Genomic DNA, 15467 nt, shown 5'->3' with positions numbered 1-15467 from the left:
ATGTGATCATCCCGCCTTTTCCTTTGCTGATTTGATCAGTTGCATCCGCCAGTACTGCGGTTTTGCCGAGACTTTCAATTAGCCAATAGGGCTAACCAGACGCATTTTTGCCGGGAAGCTGGTGGTTGGCATAAACAAAAACGCCCGGCACATGGCCGGGCGTTTCGTGTTCGATGCGTCCTTTCTGGTGAAAGGATCAGCCGCTGTAGTACATGTCGAATTCGACCGGGTGCGGCGACTGTTCGAAGCGGATAACTTCTTCCATTTTCAGAGCGATGTAAGCGTCGATCAGGTCGTCGCTCATCACATCGCCTTTTTTCAGGAAGTCGCGGTCTGCGTCGAGGCTGTCAAGTGCTTCGTGCAGCGAGCGGCAAACGGTCGGAACTTCTTTGAGCTCTTCCGGCGGAAGGTCATAGAGGTTTTTGTCCATTGCATCGCCCGGGTGGATCTTGTTCTCGATACCGTCAAGGCCAGCCATCAGCATTGCGGTGAATGCGAGATACGGGTTGGCAAGCGGATCAGGGAAGCGAATCTCGACGCGCTTGCCCTTCGGGGATGCGGTGTAGGGGATACGGCAGGAAGCCGAACGGTTACGGGCCGAGTATGCCAGCAGAACCGGTGCTTCGAAGCCCGGGACCAGACGCTTGTAAGAGTTGGTCGTCGGGTTGGTGAAAGCGTTCAGTGCTTTGGCGTGCTTGATGATGCCGCCGATATAGTACAGAGCGGTGTCAGACAGGTCCGCATAGCCGTTACCAGCGAACAGCGGCTTGCCTTCGTGCCAGATCGACTGGTGAACGTGCATGCCCGAGCCGTTGTCGCCAAAGACCGGCTTCGGCATGAAGGTTGCAGTTTTGCCATACTGATGTGCAACCATGTGGATGCAGTATTTGTAAACCTGAACGGCATCAGCATGTTCGATCAGGGTGCCGAAAGCGATACCCAGTTCGTGCTGCGACGGTGCAACTTCGTGGTGGTGCTTTTCGCAACGCACGCCCATTTCGTTGATGTAGTTGACCATTTCGGCGCGAATGTCGTTGGCCGAGTCAACCGGCTGTACCGGGAAATAGCCGCCCTTCGGACCCGGACGGTGGCCGCGGTTGCCGCCTTCGAATTCGGTGCCGGTGTTGTACGGACCTTCTTCGGAGTCCAGCTGATAACCCATGCCTTCGCCTGCTGTGGTCCAGCGAACGTCATCAAACATGAAGAATTCCGGCTCTGCACCGAAATATGCGGTGTCGCCGATACCGGCCGATTTCATGTATGCGAGTGCGCGTTTCGCAGTCGAACGCGGGCAACGCTCATAACCCTGACCTGTGGCCGGTTCGATAACGTCGCAAACGATGATCAGGGTCGGCTGCGCGGTGAACGGGTCAACAACAGCGGTCGACGGATCCGGCATAAGGATCATGTCAGATTCGTTGATTTCTTTCCAGCCAGCAATCGACGAACCGTCGAACATGATGCCGTCAACAAAAACGTCTTCGTCGATTGTGCAGATGTCCTGCGCGGTGTGCTGCCATTTACCTTTGGAATCGGTAAAGCGCAGATCGACAAACTGGATGCCTTTTTCTTTGATAAGCTTAAGTACAGAAGCAGCGTCAGACATGATGCAACCCTTTAAAACTCAAAATTAGTGATCGTACGATGTTCAATGTCAGGTAACGGACCGATTAGATCGCGTCGTTGCCCCGTTCACCGGTACGAATGCGGATCGCGTCCTCAAGCGAGGAAACGAAGATTTTACCGTCACCGATACGACCGGTGTGAGCGGCTTGCTGGATTGCCTCAATCGCACGCTCGACAAGCGTGTCCTCAACGACGATTTCCAACTTTACCTTCGGCAGAAAGTCCACGACATATTCGGCGCCGCGATACAGCTCCGTATGGCCCTTCTGTCGGCCGAAGCCTTTGGCTTCGGTAACGGTAATCCCTTTGAGGCCAATCTCTTGAAGGGCCTCTTTAACCTCGTCAAGCTTGAATGGCTTGATGATGGCTTCAATCTTTTTCATTAAGCGCCCTCTGCTTTTTGCGAGAGTTGCGTAGAACTCGGAAAGCTCCATTGCTTTGCCGCGTTAATTGCACGGGCCGTGCCAGTTTTGGCCCGCGCGGTCATTCTAAGGAGTCTCTGCGTGAAAACCCAGCAAAACCCATGAAGTTTTTAAGATTTTCTTTATCGCATCTGATTGTCTTTTAGGCAGAATGTTTAAAATTTATGCAAACATTGTGAGATGGCAGGGGGCAACGAGGTTCTCCGCGATCCGTGCTTGCCTGATCTGCCTGCGTCGTGCGACAGAAAATACATAAAACACGTATCATGACGGCAGGGCATGGATCATATAATCTGCCTGTCTGATTTATAATTTGCGCCACCAGACAGATAAAAGCCGGTTTCCACCGACCGGTACTGAAACTCAGAGAAGGACGCCTCATGACCGAATTTATCGGCAATCCTCTTTTCGCTTCAGGCGGCATCACGATTTTTGAAGTGATGAACGAACTGGCTCAGAAACATAATGCCATCAATCTGGGGCAGGGAGCGCCCGATACTGACGGTCCGGCTGATATTCGCGAAGCTGCGGCCAAGGCGACGATGGAACTGTCCAATCAATATCCTCCGTTGGCAGGTGTTCCGGAATTGCTTCAGGCGGTTGCCGACCATAACAAGCGTTTCTATGATATCGAGGTCGATCCGAAGAAAGAAGTCCTTGTCGCGGTCGGTGCGACCGAGGCGCTGGCTGATGTGATCCTTGGTCTTGTTGCGCCCGGCGATGAAGTGATCCTGATCGAACCCCTTTATGACAGCTACCTTCCGATGGTGAAGCTTGCGGGCGGTATCCCCAAACTGGTACGTGTCACACCGCCAAGCTGGGATCTGCCACGCGAAGAACTTTCTGCGGCCTTCTCGGAAAAAACCAAGCTGATTCTGATAAACTCGCCGCAGAACCCCTGTTCAAAGGTCTATGGCGATGATGAACTGCAATTCATTGCCGATCTATGCATCAAGCATGATGTGATCGCACTGTGTGACGAGGTGTATGAACATCTTGTCTTTGACGGGCGCAAACACAAACCGTTGATGACCTTTCCCGGTATGCATGATCGCACCGTGCGCATCGGGTCAGCGGGCAAGACATTCTCGCTGACCGGCTGGAAGATCGGCTACATCACGGCATGTGCCAAATTGATGGAGCCAATCAAAAAGGCCCACCAGTTCCTTGTCTTCACCGTGCCGCCGGGGTTGCAGCATGGTGTGGCCTATGGCCTGAACAAGGGCGATGATTATTTCGAAGGCTTTACGGCTGAAATGCAGGCAAAGCGTGATTTCCTGATGAAGGGACTGAAGGAAGTCGGTTTTGGGGTTCTGGATTCGCAGGGTACTTATTTCATCACCTGCGATTTCCGACCACTGGGCTATGACTGCGACGATGTCGAGTTTTGTCAGATCATGATCAAGGAAGCCGGTGTTGTGGCGATCCCGGTTTCGGCCTTCTATCAGGGCAAAGATGGCGGGGTTCGGAACTTTGTGCGGTTCTGCTTCTGCAAGCAGGAAGAAAAAATGACCGAAGCCATCGAACGGATGAAGAAGGCCTTTGCGAAATAGCGCAATGCCTTGGCGCATTATGAAACAGGCCGACAATTGTCGGCCTGTTTACGTTTAAGGTGGGATTGATCAGGCGGTCTGCATCTGCGCACTCTGACCTTGCAGAGGAAGGCCTGCATCACGCCAATCCTGTTTGCCTTCGTGGTAATCGCGAACATTGCTGTAACCAAGACCGGTCAGCGTCTCCGCCGCAAGGCAAGAATTACGGCAGGGCCCGCTGGCGCAATAAACGACGATTGGTGACGTTTTATCAGGCAGGACCTGAGTGACCATCTCGGCAATTAGATCATGTGGAATATTGATCGCGCCCGGCAAATGAGCATCAAGATAATATTTTGCCGGAAGTGCCTCGATCAGGGTCGGAGCGTTCGGACCGGTCAGGGCGGCCTTAAGTTCATCACGCGTGATTTTAACAACCATCTATCGTCTCCTTTATGTGACGGGGTGTTTGATGGCTTGATTATTGATGTGCTATTTTGCGAAGTAAATTCGTGATAAATCACATATTATGTGCATAAAAGCGAATGGTGGTTTCGATGCTGGAATGGGATGATTTGCGGCTGGTTCTGTCTGTGGCACGGGCACGCAGTGTGACGCAGGCTGCACACCAAACAGGACTGCACCATTCAACCCTGTTTCGGCGTCTTGCGGATATCGAAAAGCGGTTGGGCAATAAACTGTTCGAGCGCAATCAGGGAGACTATCAGCCAACCAATGCCGGGCAGGTGGCGATCGAGGCCGCCGAAAAGCTGGAAGGCGAATTGTCAATTTTGTCGCGCAAGCTGGCCGGGACGGATATCCGCCCGAGCGGCACGGTCAGGCTGACCACCACCGATACACTGCTTCATGCGGTTCTGGCCCCCGACCTTGCCGCGTTTGGGGCGGCTTTTCCCGAAATCACGCTGCAGGTTGTCACCGATAACCGTTTTTATGATTTGAACCGGCATGATGCCGATATTGCCATCCGCCCGGCGAACGCACCTGACGGCAGCCTTGTCGGACGCAGGATCGGTGCAATCACATCGGTGATTTGCGGATCGGACGTTTTTGACGATCCGGAAAGCGCACCATGGATCACCTGCGATGAAAGCCTCGCGCATATCGCTGCCGCCCGATGGCGCGATAAAAACTTTGCCGATGGCCGGGTGGCATTGCGCAGCAATTCGCTTTTGAATGTCGCACGTCTTGTCGATAGCGGGGCGGGGATGGCGGTTCTGCCGTATTTCTTGGCACATGCCTTTGCCAATATCCGGGGGCTGGGTAAGCCGATTGATGGATTGGACAATGATCTATGGGTTCTGATCCATCATGACTTGCAGACGGTGCCGCGCATCCGGGCGTTCAATGAATTCATGTTTCCAAGATTAAAGGCCAAGGCCGCACTTTTTGCCGGTGCGGGCTGAAACTCTCAGACAGAGTGTAAAGGAGCGTCTCTCGTCCAGGTGCCAATGGGCATTCCTGAGACAAAGGTCGCTGCCGGTTGGCAGCGACCTTTGAATTTGTTGTATCCATCACGTTTCGCGAGAGGAGATCAGGAATTGACCATTTCCCAGCTTCCGGTACGGGCCGAGCGGGCCAGCGCATCCAGAATCTGCATATTGGCAATCCCGTCTTCAATCGGGTAGTCGACCGGGCTTTTGCCGTTAAAGATCGCCGTCGCGTTCTCGCCTTGCAGAGTGTAGTGGCTGCCAATCGGGAATTTGATTTCGCGCGCTTCGTCAAAACCTGGCTGCTTTTGCGTACCGACCCTGATCACTGCCGGATTTTCCGGCACCGGGTTGAACGGCATGATGATTTCAATGCGGCCTTCGGTCCCAAGGATATGAACGCGCTGCACGGCAGCCGACTGTGTGCCGCAAACAAAACTTGCCTGAACGCCGCTTCCGAAATCGAGCATGCCCGAAACAAGCCGGTCAGTACCGAATTTCGGATCCTTGTCCATCAGGGAAACCACACGCACCGGTTCCTTGCCAGTGATATAGCGTGGGCCGACAATGCAGTAACAGCCAATGTCAAGTAAACCGCCGCCGCCGATATCCTTTTTGTTACGCACATTGTTTGGGTCGGCATTGAAATAGGTAAAGATGCTTTGCACCGTGGTGATCGTGCCGATCTGACCGCTTTCGACGAGCCGACGTGCTTCCTGCCATTGCGGATGATGACGAACCATAAAAGCCTCAAGCACGTGTTTGCCGCTTTTATCGCGGGCCGCGATCAGGCGTTTGGCGTCTTCGGTGTCCAAACCGATGGGTTTTTCGCACAGCACGTGTTTTCCGGCTTCCAGCGCCTTGATCGTCCATTCGACATGCAAGTGGTTGGGCAGGGGATTGTAGATTGCTTCGATTGACGGATCGGCCAGCAGTTCCTCATAGGAGCCATAGGCGCGCGGAATGCGCAGGCTTTGGGCGGTTTCACGCGTTTTTTCCAGGTCACGTCCGGCAATGGCAAGGATTTCAAGCTTGTCGCTTTCCTGCATGGCCGGAATGACTTTTTCCGTGCCGATCTTTGCCGTGCTAATGACGCCCCACCTCATTCCGATACTCCGTATTGTTTTCTCTTTTGTGGCGCGCATGGCCTTTTGCGTCTGCGCGCCGTGTTAATTTCGCCCGGAATGGCGGGCGTGTTCAAGATATTGAATTGATTTAATTAGGCCACTTGCGCGATCACGCAAGATGTTCAAACGGATGGGATGCCTGTCCGGTCGGATTGGATGGAATGATATACCCGATGTAAAACCCGCAGTCCCCCGGATTGCGCGACTTTGCGAAGTTCCGGGGAAAACAGGGCAAAAAAGTAAAAATATGCGCTTGACGTCCGGGGCTCCCGGCGATAAAAACCGCGCCACACGATGGCGGGTGTAGCTCAGGTGGTTAGAGCACCAGATTGTGGCTCTGGGGGCCGTGGGTTCAAGTCCCATCACTCGCCCCATGTGAAAAGGTCAGGCAGAAATGCCTGGCCTTTTGTCTTTCGGGCCGCTTTCCAATTCCAAAACCGGGACTGATCTGCTAGTTAGCCTTTGCGCTCGCGCCCATTCGTTTGTTCCGGTTCCGAGGAGGTCGCCCCCATGTCCGCAAATACAGTAAATCGCATTACCCTTCGCCGTCCTGATGACTGGCATTTGCATCTGCGCGATGGCGCGATGCTTGCAGGGGTTATTGGCGAAACCAGCGAACATTTTGCACGCGCGATCATTATGCCGAACCTCGTGCCGCCGGTGGTCAAGACCGCGGATGCTATTGCCTATCGTGACCGGATTAACGCGGTCATCCCGCAGGGGCACGACTTTACACCATTGATGACGCTTTACCTGACCGAAGGTACCAATCCCGATGATGTCGAGGAAGGCTACAAGTCCGGTGTGATTACCGCACTGAAGCTGTATCCGGCCGGGGCAACGACCAATTCGGCAAGCGGTGTGCGCGATTTCGACAAGGCGATGCCGGTACTGGAACGTATGGCAAGTCTTGGTATTCCCCTTTGCGTGCACGGCGAAGTAACCGATCCCGAGATTGATATTTTCGACCGCGAGGCCGTGTTCATCGACCGCGTTCTTGATCCGCTACGTAAGCGTTTGCCGGAATTGCGCGTGATCATGGAGCATATTACCACCGAAGACGGTGTCGAATATGTAAAAGCCAATGACAGGAACCTTGGCGCGACCATCACGACCCATCACCTGATCATCAACCGCAATGCCATTCTGGTTGGCGGCATTCATCCGCATTTCTATTGCCTGCCGGTGGCAAAGCGTGAAAAGCATCGTCTGGCACTGCGCAAGGCGGCGGCTAGCGGCGATGTCCGCTTCTTCTTGGGCACGGACTCTGCACCGCATACCGATGATCGCAAGGAAAGCGCGTGTGGTTGTGCCGGTATCTTTACCGCCAGTAATACTGTCCAACTTCTGGCACATGTGTTCGAGGAAGAGGGGGCATTGGACAAGCTTGAAGGCTTTGCCTCGGTCAATGGTCCGCAGTTTTATGGTCTGCCGTTGAATGGCGACAAGATTACATTGGAAAAACGCGATGCGGCGGCAACTTTCCCGGCCAGAATTGAAACCGGTGAGGGCCCCGTCACGGTGTTTGATCCTGGCTTCCCGATTTACTGGCACTATGCCGGTTAGGTTTGCGTCGATCATGTTCAAAAGGGGCTTGTTATGCAGGCCCCTTTTTTTGTGGCTTCTACGGTGATGGTCAGCCCGTGATATCAATATTGGCTGGTGCCGCGCTCAGCCCTAATGTCATGCGATAGCTTTCGGCTGCCGCAATCGCCTGTGTTGCGATCATCGCACTGATGTTGCGTGACGCACCCTTTGCAACATTGAAATCGGCCGATGATGTGCCGGGCATAGAGGCGGCCCGCGATATGGCGGCCTGATTGGCAATCGCTGCAATCCCGTCAAGGCCCTGAAGCGGGTGGATGCTGACTTTGCCGCCCGTGGCATAAAGCCGCCCGTCGGGACCGGCGGTATAGCTGTAACTGATCATACCGGCATTCGCGCCAGCAAGGGTCTGATGGCTTTCTTCCTCGGTCCGGACATTGGCGTCCCGGGCCTGTAATTCCCGAACAACTTCGCGTTCCCGATCTGTCAAAATGGCCAGGTTGCGTGTTGGTCGGCGTGTACTTTCAGGTGTTTCCTCGCGCGTTTCGCGCTGTTGCGTGGTAGGACTTCGGGTATCGGGTGCTGCTGCACCGGGCAGGGTACGGGGATCAAGCTGCTGAATGATGGTTACAATTGACGCTGCGCTGTTGACCGGTGCGGAAGGTGTCTTTGCCGCTGTATCTGGTGCCTGTGCGGCAGAGGTGGCTTCATTGATCTGCCGGATCGAAACGGCGGCAGACCTTAATCGCGGCGCAACAGAACCACTACCGGCAGGACCAGAATCCGCCGATTGGTGTCCGGCATCGGGAAGGGCACGGGTGGCAATGACTTGCCCCAATTGCCCGCCACTGCCGGGGATAAGCTGAATTGCACCGGCCTGTGTCATGGGGGTATTGTATATCAACTTATGGTTAAGTGTATATGATTGGCATCACTGCAATCACGGCAGTTTGATGTGATCTTGAATTGCTGATCGATCATAGAATGCAGGAACGCGGTCGATATGGTGTAGGGGAAATAGCCGTTTGAAACATCTGCTTATGCCTGTTTTGATCATGCTTTGGGCGATGGTGTCGGCACCTGCAATTGCCGCACCTGATGCTGATCTATGGTCCGATTGGCAGGCGCATGATGATTCGAACGACGCCATCATTGATCATTCTGTCTGGCAGACGATCCTTGATCATCATCTGGTGGTGGTTTCGTCTGGCGTCACGGCATTTGATTATGCAGGTGCCAAATCTTCAAGCCTTACGCAACTCTCAGATTACCTTGATGTCATGCAGGCGGTTAAAATTGACGGATATAACCGCGATCAGCAAATGGCTTTCTGGATCAATCTTTACAATGCGCAGACTGTTGCGGTGGTCATGGATCATTACCCGGTCGACAGCATTCGGGATATCGACATTTCACCGGGGCTTTTTTCGCTTGGATTATTTTCGTCAGGCCCTTGGGACAAAAAACTTTTGACCGTCGAAGGCAGGTCTTTGAGCCTGAACGATATCGAACATCGTATCCTGCGTCCGATCTGGCAGGATGCGCGTATTCACTATGCTCTTAATTGTGCGTCAATTGGTTGTCCGGCGTTGGCAGCGACGGCCTATGACGGAACCCGGATCGAAGAGCAGCTTGATAAGGCGGCTCTTGCTTTCATCCAGGATGAACGGGCGGTGAGATTGGTCGAAGACGGATCAGAGATCGAACTGTCTTCGATTTTTGACTGGTATCGGTCCGATTTTGGCAAAAGCGATGCGGCATTTTCCGATCATCTGGCGCGTTATGCCGGATTGGAGCTTGCAACATGGCTGAGCGTTCACGGCGATGACCTGTCCATCAGCTTCTATCATTATGACTGGTCATTGAACGATAGCCATCCCTGAGGTCGCGTTGTTTACGCCGCTTTCATGCGCCAGTTATGGTGGGGGGCGCGGCTGCTTCGGACGCGAACAGGGGGTGATGGCAGGCGATTTTGCAAAACCTGATCAATCGTGTGACGAACGTCACTGGCAGAAATACCATCATAGCGCATTAATGTCTGGACGATCGGATCGGCCAGCATTTCCTCAATGGTCAGTTCCTGATCCACATATTTCATTGCTCGCATCCCATTCCTATTGTTACGCCCACAATAAAGCGATTGAAAATCATTCGCAACAAATAAGTTGTGTCAACTGCCTTTTTTCATCTTTTTGCTGTAGTCGCGTTGTGCTGCGTCAAATCCAGCCGGGCGATTTTACGCTTGATAAGGTGTTTCTTGTGCTGGGGCGCTGTTGATAACGGACCACATCCTGCGGTGGCTGGTTTTCAGCTATTTTCTTGATTCTCGTGTTTTCTGGCTCTAACGCTGTCATCTGGCTTTCGAAATCCGATAAAGCCCAATAACTGTGGCAAGAATAGGCTGGGAAGATGACACGTCCGGGAATTCGTGAATTTGCGTTGCTGTTTTTACTGGCGCTGATGTGGGGCAGTTCATTCACCTTCATCAAGATTGGTGTGCATGCCTATTCGCCGCTGGTGGTCGCAGCAGGACGATTGAGTGTTGCCGCGCTCGTGCTTTGGGCCTTTGCCTTTATCCGCAAAAGTGACCTTCCCAAGGGACGGCGCGCGTGGTGGTCGACCTTCTTTGTCGCGTTGTTGGGGAACTCTGCGCCCTTTTTCCTGATCAGCTATGGCGAAACGGAAATCGATGCCGGGCTAGCGGCAATTCTGATGTCTGTCGTGCCGCTGACAACGGTGGCGCTGGCACATTTCGTTACGAATGATGAAAAACTTTCGACGGGAAAGGCGCTTGGTGTGGTGCTTGGCACCATTGGCGTGATTGTTCTGGTCGGGCCGGAAACCCTGACCGGGCTTGGCGGGCAGCTTGTTTTTCAGTTGGCAGTTTTGATCGCGGCCGTGTGCTACGCGATTTCATCACTGGTGGCGCGAAATCTGCGTGATCAGCCGCGTGTTGGGTCTGCGGCGGTGATCCTGACTTTCGCTGCAGTGATGCTCGCACCCTTTGCGCTGTTTGTTGATCAGCCCTGGAATATGGGGTGGGACGTCGACGGGGCGCTTTCGATCCTGTATCTGGGGATTTTCCCGACTGGCATTGCCATGTTCCTGATCCTGTATCTGATTGCGCGCGCCGGAGCGAGCTTTGTGGTGTTTAACAATTACCTTGTACCTGCAGTCGGCGTGATGATCGGTTTTCTTGTTCTGAACGAAGTTCCCAAGCCGACCAGCGTGATTGCACTCGGCGTTATTTTGGCCGGGATTGCCGTTTCCCAGCTGCGTTTCGGTCGAAAGCCTGTCAGGGCTGGTGATGTTGCCGAAATGGAATGTGACCCGGTAACACCGATCATGACCGCACCCGGGACCAAAAAATAACTCTTCGGGGTGGGCATTTTTGCGTAAATTACGATTATTTCCGCCGTTTGTACCGAATGCCGGGACAGGCAGATTTGTCAATATTGTTTGTGCCGGACAAACCTGATACTTTCCGGCTCACTGGTCAGGCATATGTCCATATGTCACGCCGATTGAAGCATTTCTGATCAAGCGTTTAAGAGGTCACGGCTTTTGTCCACCAAAGAGACCAATCCAGATAGCCGCGATATTATCCCGGTATCCATCGAACAAGAAATGCGCCGCAGCTACCTCGATTACGCGATGAGCGTGATCGTCAGCCGTGCGCTGCCCGACGTCCGCGACGGTTTGAAGCCCGTGCATCGACGCATCCTTTATGCAATGCATGAAAACGGCTTTGAATGGAACAAACCATTCCGTAAATCGGCCCGTGTGGTCGGGGATGTGATGGGTAAATACCACCCGCATGGCGACAGCGCGATTTACGACGCGATGGTTCGTATGGCGCAGGGATTCTCCATGCGCCTGCCACTGATTGACGGGCAGGGCAACTTCGGCTCAATGGACGGCGATAAGGCCGCCGCCATGCGTTACACCGAAGCCCGCATGGCCAAGTCAGCCCATTATCTGCTCGATGATATCGATAAGGAAACCATCGATTTCCGCGATAACTACGACGAAACCACTAAGGAGCCATCGGTTCTGCCAGCACGTTTTCCGAACATGCTGGTTAATGGTGCAGGTGGCATTGCTGTTGGTATGGCCACCAATATTCCGCCGCATAACCTTGGCGAAGTTATCGATGGCTGTATGGCCTATGTCGATAATCCGGCCATTACCGTCGAAGGCCTGATGGAATTCGTGCATGGTCCGGATTTTCCGACCGGTGCATTGATTCTGGGCCGTTCGGGCATTCATTCGGCCTTTAAAACCGGTCGCGGTTCTGTCGTCATGCGCGCACGTACCCATGTCGAGGAAATCCGTGCCAACCGTGAAGCCATCATTGTTACCGAAGTTCCCTTCCAGGTGAACAAGGCAACCCTGATGGAAAAGATCGCCGAACTGGTCCGTGACAAGAAGATCGAAGGTATTTCCGATCTGCGTGACGAGTCCGACCGTTCGGGCGTTCGCATGGTGATCGAAATCAAACGTGATGCAGTTGCCGATGTCGTTCTGAACCAGTTGTTCCGCTTTACCGCGCTTCAGACGTCGTTTGGCGTCAATATGCTGGCGCTGAACCGTGGCAAGCCGGAATTGATGAACCTGAAAGAAATCATTCAGGCCTTTGTCGAATTCCGCGAAGAAGTCATTACGCGCAGGACCATTCACCTGCTGAAAAAGGCACGTGAGCGCGCCCATCTAGTGGTGGGCCTTGGCATTGCGGTGGCCAATATCGACGAAGTCATCCGCTTGATCCGTGCTGCGGCTGACCCGCAGATTGCACGTGAACAACTGATGGAGCGTAGCTGGCCGGCGGGCGATATTGTGCCGTTGATCGAGCTGATCGCCGACCCGAACCAAGTTGGTTCGGACGATGGCAATTATCGCCTGTCCGAAGCGCAGGCGCGCGCAATCCTTGAACTGCGTCTGCATCGCCTGACCGGTCTGGAACGCGATAAAATCGCGTCCGAATTGACCGAATTGGGCGAGAAGATCAAAGATTTCCTTGATATCCTTGGGTCACGCGAACGCAAGATGATCATCCTGAAGGATGAGCTGACGGAAATGCGGAACGAGTTCGCCAATGAACGTCGCAGTGAAATCCTTGAAGCCGAATTCGAACATGACATCGAAGACCTGATTGCCCGTGAAGATATGGTCGTGACCGTATCGCACACCGGCTATATCCAGCGTGTTCCGCTGTCGACCTATCGCGCACAGCGTCGTGGCGGCAAAGGCCGTTCGGGCATGGCAACGCGCGAAGAGGATTTCGTATCCAAACTGTTCGTCGCCAACACCCACACCCCGGTTCTGTTCTTCAGTTCCGAGGGGATGGTCTACAAAATGAAAGTCTGGCGCCTGCCGTTGGGCACGCCGCAATCGCGTGGCAAGGCGCTTGTGAACCTGCTGCCGCTCTCAGAAGGCGAATATATCACAACGGTTCTGCCACTTCCCGACGAGGAAGAGTGGCCGAACCTGCACGTGATGTTTGCGACTTCGACCGGTAACGTCCGCCGCAACAGCCTTGCCGATTTCGTGAATGTGAAATCAAACGGCAAGATCGCCATGAAGCTTGAAGAAGATCGTGGTGACAAGCTGATTGCGGTTCAGACCTGCTCGGACGATGACGATATTCTGCTGACGACCCGTCTGGGTAAATGCATTCGTTTCCGTGTTGCAGATGTTCGTGTCTTTACTGGCCGTAACTCGGTCGGTGTACGCGGTATTCGTCTGGCTGACGAGGATGCGGTCATTGCGATGTCCGTCCTGTTTGGCAATCATGCCTCTATGGAAGAACGTGACGAGTATCTGTCGATCGCAAGCAAGCTGCGTCGCGAGGAAATCTCGGCTGATGATAGTCTGCCGTTGGAAATCCTTTCTCAGGAACGTTACGACGAACTGTTGGCAGGCGATCAGCTGATCCTTTCGGTTACCGAAAATGGTTATGGCAAACGTACGTCTGCCTATGAATACCGCGTAACCGGTCGTGGCGGGCAGGGCTTTGCCAATATCGAGATGTCGGAACGCAATGGCAATGTCGCGGCATCCTTCGTGATCGAGGAAGGCGACGAACTGATGATGGTCACCAATGGTGGTAAGGTCATTCGTATGCCGACACACGATATCCGCATTGCCGGGCGCAAGACACAGGGTGTTACCCTGTTCCGTACGGCCGAAGACGAACAGGTTGTTGCTGTCGAACGTCTGTCCAATCTGGGTGACAATGGTGAAGAAGAGCTTGAAGGCGAAGAAGGTGCAGAAGGCACCGAAATCGCATCCGGCGAAGATGCACCGACCGTTGCCGAGGATAGTAGCGAGGCAGTGGAAACCGGTTCAGACGACACCGACGAATAAAACGGAAGATCAATGAACGAACAGTCTTCAAACGCCTCGCGTATCGGGATTTATCCGGGCACTTTTGACCCGGTAACCCAGGGGCATATGGACATTATTCGTCGCGCGACCCGCATCGTCGACAAGCTTATTGTCGGCGTTGCGGTCAATGCGGGAAAGGGCCCGATGTTTGGGGTCGAAGAACGTTGTGCTCTGGTCGAAGAGGCTCTTAAGGCTGCGGGCGGCGAGGTTGCTGCCCGCACCATCGTAAAGCCGTTCGGGTCACTTCTGATGCAGTTTGCCCAGGAAAACGGGTCGAGCATCATTATTCGTGGTCTGAGGGCTGTGTCTGACTTTGAATATGAATTCCAGATGGCCGGAATGAATGCCCGTCTTGCCCCAAAGGTAGAGACGGTCTTTCTGATGGCGTCCGACAAACAGCAATTCGTGTCTTCGCGCTTTGTGAAGGAAATCGCCCGTCTGGGCGGTAATGTTACCGAATTTGTGCCGGCAAACGTGCTGAAGCGACTGCACGAAAAGCTGGCCGAAGAAAAGGAATAGCGCACCCATGCGTCTTATTCGTCTCGCATCTCTTTTTGTACTCGTATTAGGAATAGTGACCATGTCGAACGGTGGTATCGGCGGCGGTGCTCAGGCCCAGTCGGCCGATGCATCGCAGGATCTGGAAAACACCCTGTATCTGGATCTTGAAGCAGGTCGCGTTGTGATCAAGCTGCGTCCGGATCTGGCGCCCAAGCATGTCGAGCGTATCAAGGAACTGACTCGTGAAGGTTTCTATGATGGTCTGACTTTCCATCGTGTGATCGAAGGCTTCATGGCGCAGGGCGGTGACCCCAAAGGGGACGGTACCGGTGGTTCGGGCCAGAAACTTCCGGCGGAATTTTCGAACGAGAATCATGTGCGCGGTACGGTTTCGATGGCACGTTCGTCCAACCCGAACAGCGCTGATTCGCAGTTCTTCATCGTCTTTGCCGATGCGCCGCATCTTGATGGACAATATACCATATGGGGGCAGGTCGTATCGGGTATGGAATATGTCGATGGCCTGAAAAAGGGTGCACCTTGGGCCAATGGCCGGGTTGCAGACCCGGACCATATTGTAAAAATGCAGGTCGCGGCTGACGCGCAATAAGCGCTTTGACCCCTATAATGCAACCGAAAGCCGTTCTTGATCAGGGCGGCTTTCGCGTTTTGGGGGCTGAAAGTGCAAAAACCGGGAAAATATGGAAAACAGGTGTTGACCGCAGCCGCCAGTCCCATTAAAACGCGCTTCACCAACGTTGAGGGCCCGTAGCTCAGTTGGTAGAGCAACTGACTTTTAATCAGTTGGCCACAGGTTCGAATCCTGTCGGGCTCACCAATAAGCCCCTGAAACCCAATCGGTTTCGGGGGCTTTTTCTT

14 protein-coding genes and 2 tRNA genes are annotated in these 15467 nt (G+C 53.8%); 10 read left to right on the top strand and 6 right to left on the bottom strand.

The window, feature by feature from the left end:
• Positions 1-196: 196 nt before the first annotated feature.
• Positions 197-1606 (bottom strand): type I glutamate--ammonia ligase, encoded by a 1410-nt coding sequence (gene glnA, locus TH468_RS11690; RefSeq protein WP_007091889.1) that lies wholly within the window; start codon positions 1604-1606, stop codon positions 197-199.
• A gap of 64 nt (positions 1607-1670) precedes the next feature.
• Positions 1671-2009, bottom strand: a complete 339-nt coding sequence (locus TH468_RS11685) for a P-II family nitrogen regulator (RefSeq protein WP_007091888.1) — start codon at positions 2007-2009, stop codon at positions 1671-1673.
• A 419-nt stretch (positions 2010-2428) separates the two neighbouring features.
• Between TH468_RS11685 and TH468_RS11680 the strand changes: the two genes are divergently transcribed.
• On the top strand, positions 2429-3601 hold the full coding sequence (locus TH468_RS11680) for an aminotransferase (RefSeq protein ID WP_085644325.1): 1173 nt from the start codon (positions 2429-2431) through the stop codon (positions 3599-3601).
• Between the two features lie 69 nt (positions 3602-3670).
• Here the strand turns inward: TH468_RS11680 and TH468_RS11675 are convergent, their stop codons facing one another.
• Complete coding sequence (locus TH468_RS11675) at positions 3671-4021, bottom strand: rhodanese-like domain-containing protein (protein WP_085644323.1); 351 nt, start codon at positions 4019-4021, stop codon at positions 3671-3673.
• A gap of 116 nt (positions 4022-4137) precedes the next feature.
• Here TH468_RS11675 and TH468_RS11670 point away from each other — a divergent pair, with 116 nt between their 5' ends.
• On the top strand, positions 4138-5004 hold the full coding sequence (locus TH468_RS11670) for a LysR family transcriptional regulator (RefSeq protein ID WP_168177130.1): 867 nt from the start codon (positions 4138-4140) through the stop codon (positions 5002-5004).
• 128 nt (positions 5005-5132) lie between these two features.
• Here the strand turns inward: TH468_RS11670 and TH468_RS11665 are convergent, their stop codons facing one another.
• The gene (locus TH468_RS11665; RefSeq protein ID WP_085644319.1) at positions 5133-6134 is read right to left on the bottom strand and encodes a Gfo/Idh/MocA family protein; all 1002 of its coding nucleotides are present in this window, start codon (positions 6132-6134) and stop codon (positions 5133-5135) included.
• Positions 6135-6452: 318 nt separating this feature from the next.
• Here TH468_RS11665 and TH468_RS11660 point away from each other — a divergent pair.
• Positions 6453-6529: transfer RNA gene (locus tag TH468_RS11660), tRNA-His, on the top strand.
• A gap of 136 nt (positions 6530-6665) precedes the next feature.
• Positions 6666-7721, top strand: a complete 1056-nt coding sequence (gene pyrC / locus TH468_RS11655) for a dihydroorotase (protein ID WP_085644317.1) — start codon at positions 6666-6668, stop codon at positions 7719-7721.
• Positions 7722-7791: 70 nt separating this feature from the next.
• Here the strand turns inward: pyrC and TH468_RS11650 are convergent, their stop codons facing one another.
• A complete protein-coding gene (locus TH468_RS11650; RefSeq protein ID WP_085644315.1) occupies positions 7792-8586 on the bottom strand; it encodes a putative metalloprotease CJM1_0395 family protein in 795 nt (264 codons plus the stop codon).
• Between the two features lie 139 nt (positions 8587-8725).
• Between TH468_RS11650 and TH468_RS11645 the strand changes: the two genes are divergently transcribed.
• Entirely contained in the window at positions 8726-9583 is an 858-nt protein-coding gene (locus TH468_RS11645; RefSeq protein ID WP_085644313.1) for a DUF547 domain-containing protein, read from the top strand.
• 11 nt (positions 9584-9594) lie between these two features.
• Here TH468_RS11645 and TH468_RS11640 read toward each other — a convergent pair whose 3' ends face one another.
• The gene (locus TH468_RS11640; protein WP_085644311.1) at positions 9595-9798 is read right to left on the bottom strand and encodes a hypothetical protein; all 204 of its coding nucleotides are present in this window, start codon (positions 9796-9798) and stop codon (positions 9595-9597) included.
• Positions 9799-10109: 311 nt separating this feature from the next.
• On the opposite strand from TH468_RS11640, the gene TH468_RS11635 reads away from it, so the two are divergent.
• The 5 genes from TH468_RS11635 to TH468_RS11615 all read left to right on the top strand — a co-directional run bounded on the left by TH468_RS11635 (position 10110) and on the right by TH468_RS11615 (position 15426).
• Entirely contained in the window at positions 10110-11072 is a 963-nt protein-coding gene (locus tag TH468_RS11635; RefSeq protein ID WP_085644309.1) for a DMT family transporter, read from the top strand.
• A 192-nt stretch (positions 11073-11264) separates the two neighbouring features.
• Entirely contained in the window at positions 11265-14066 is a 2802-nt protein-coding gene (gyrA, locus tag TH468_RS11630; RefSeq protein WP_085644307.1) for a DNA gyrase subunit A, read from the top strand.
• A gap of 12 nt (positions 14067-14078) precedes the next feature.
• The gene (gene coaD / locus TH468_RS11625) at positions 14079-14606 is read left to right on the top strand and encodes a pantetheine-phosphate adenylyltransferase (protein ID WP_007091878.1); all 528 of its coding nucleotides are present in this window, start codon (positions 14079-14081) and stop codon (positions 14604-14606) included.
• Positions 14607-14667: 61 nt separating this feature from the next.
• Positions 14668-15198 (top strand): peptidylprolyl isomerase, encoded by a 531-nt coding sequence (locus TH468_RS11620; protein ID WP_007091877.1) that lies wholly within the window; start codon positions 14668-14670, stop codon positions 15196-15198.
• A 152-nt stretch (positions 15199-15350) separates the two neighbouring features.
• Positions 15351-15426, top strand: a tRNA-Lys gene (locus TH468_RS11615).
• Positions 15427-15467 lie beyond the last annotated feature (41 nt).

This window comes from Thalassospira sp. MCCC 1A03138 (genome assembly GCF_002115785.1).
GTDB lineage: Bacteria > Pseudomonadota > Alphaproteobacteria > Rhodospirillales > Thalassospiraceae > Thalassospira.
Note: the sequence above shows the minus strand (reverse complement) of the source record. Positions and strands in the feature narration are given on the sequence as shown.

Bases quoted from the DNA above. Each gene is read 5' to 3' on its own strand.
- TH468_RS11665 (WP_085644319.1), bottom strand. From the start codon at position 6,134: ATGAGGTGGGGCGTCATTAGCACGGCAAAGATCGGCACGGAAAAAGTC.
- pyrC (WP_085644317.1), top strand. From the start codon at position 6,666: ATGTCCGCAAATACAGTAAATCGCATTACCCTTCGCCGTCCTGATGAC.
- coaD (WP_007091878.1), top strand. From the start codon at position 14,079: ATGAACGAACAGTCTTCAAACGCCTCGCGTATCGGGATTTATCCGGGC.
- glnA (WP_007091889.1), bottom strand. From the start codon at position 1,606: ATGTCTGACGCTGCTTCTGTACTTAAGCTTATCAAAGAAAAAGGCATC.
- TH468_RS11675 (WP_085644323.1), bottom strand. From the start codon at position 4,021: ATGGTTGTTAAAATCACGCGTGATGAACTTAAGGCCGCCCTGACCGGT.
- TH468_RS11650 (WP_085644315.1), bottom strand. From the start codon at position 8,586: ATGACACAGGCCGGTGCAATTCAGCTTATCCCCGGCAGTGGCGGGCAA.
- TH468_RS11680 (WP_085644325.1), top strand. From the start codon at position 2,429: ATGACCGAATTTATCGGCAATCCTCTTTTCGCTTCAGGCGGCATCACG.
- TH468_RS11640 (WP_085644311.1), bottom strand. From the start codon at position 9,798: ATGAAATATGTGGATCAGGAACTGACCATTGAGGAAATGCTGGCCGAT.
- TH468_RS11620 (WP_007091877.1), top strand. From the start codon at position 14,668: ATGTCGAACGGTGGTATCGGCGGCGGTGCTCAGGCCCAGTCGGCCGAT.
- TH468_RS11670 (WP_168177130.1), top strand. From the start codon at position 4,138: ATGCTGGAATGGGATGATTTGCGGCTGGTTCTGTCTGTGGCACGGGCA.
- TH468_RS11685 (WP_007091888.1), bottom strand. From the start codon at position 2,009: ATGAAAAAGATTGAAGCCATCATCAAGCCATTCAAGCTTGACGAGGTT.
- TH468_RS11635 (WP_085644309.1), top strand. From the start codon at position 10,110: ATGACACGTCCGGGAATTCGTGAATTTGCGTTGCTGTTTTTACTGGCG.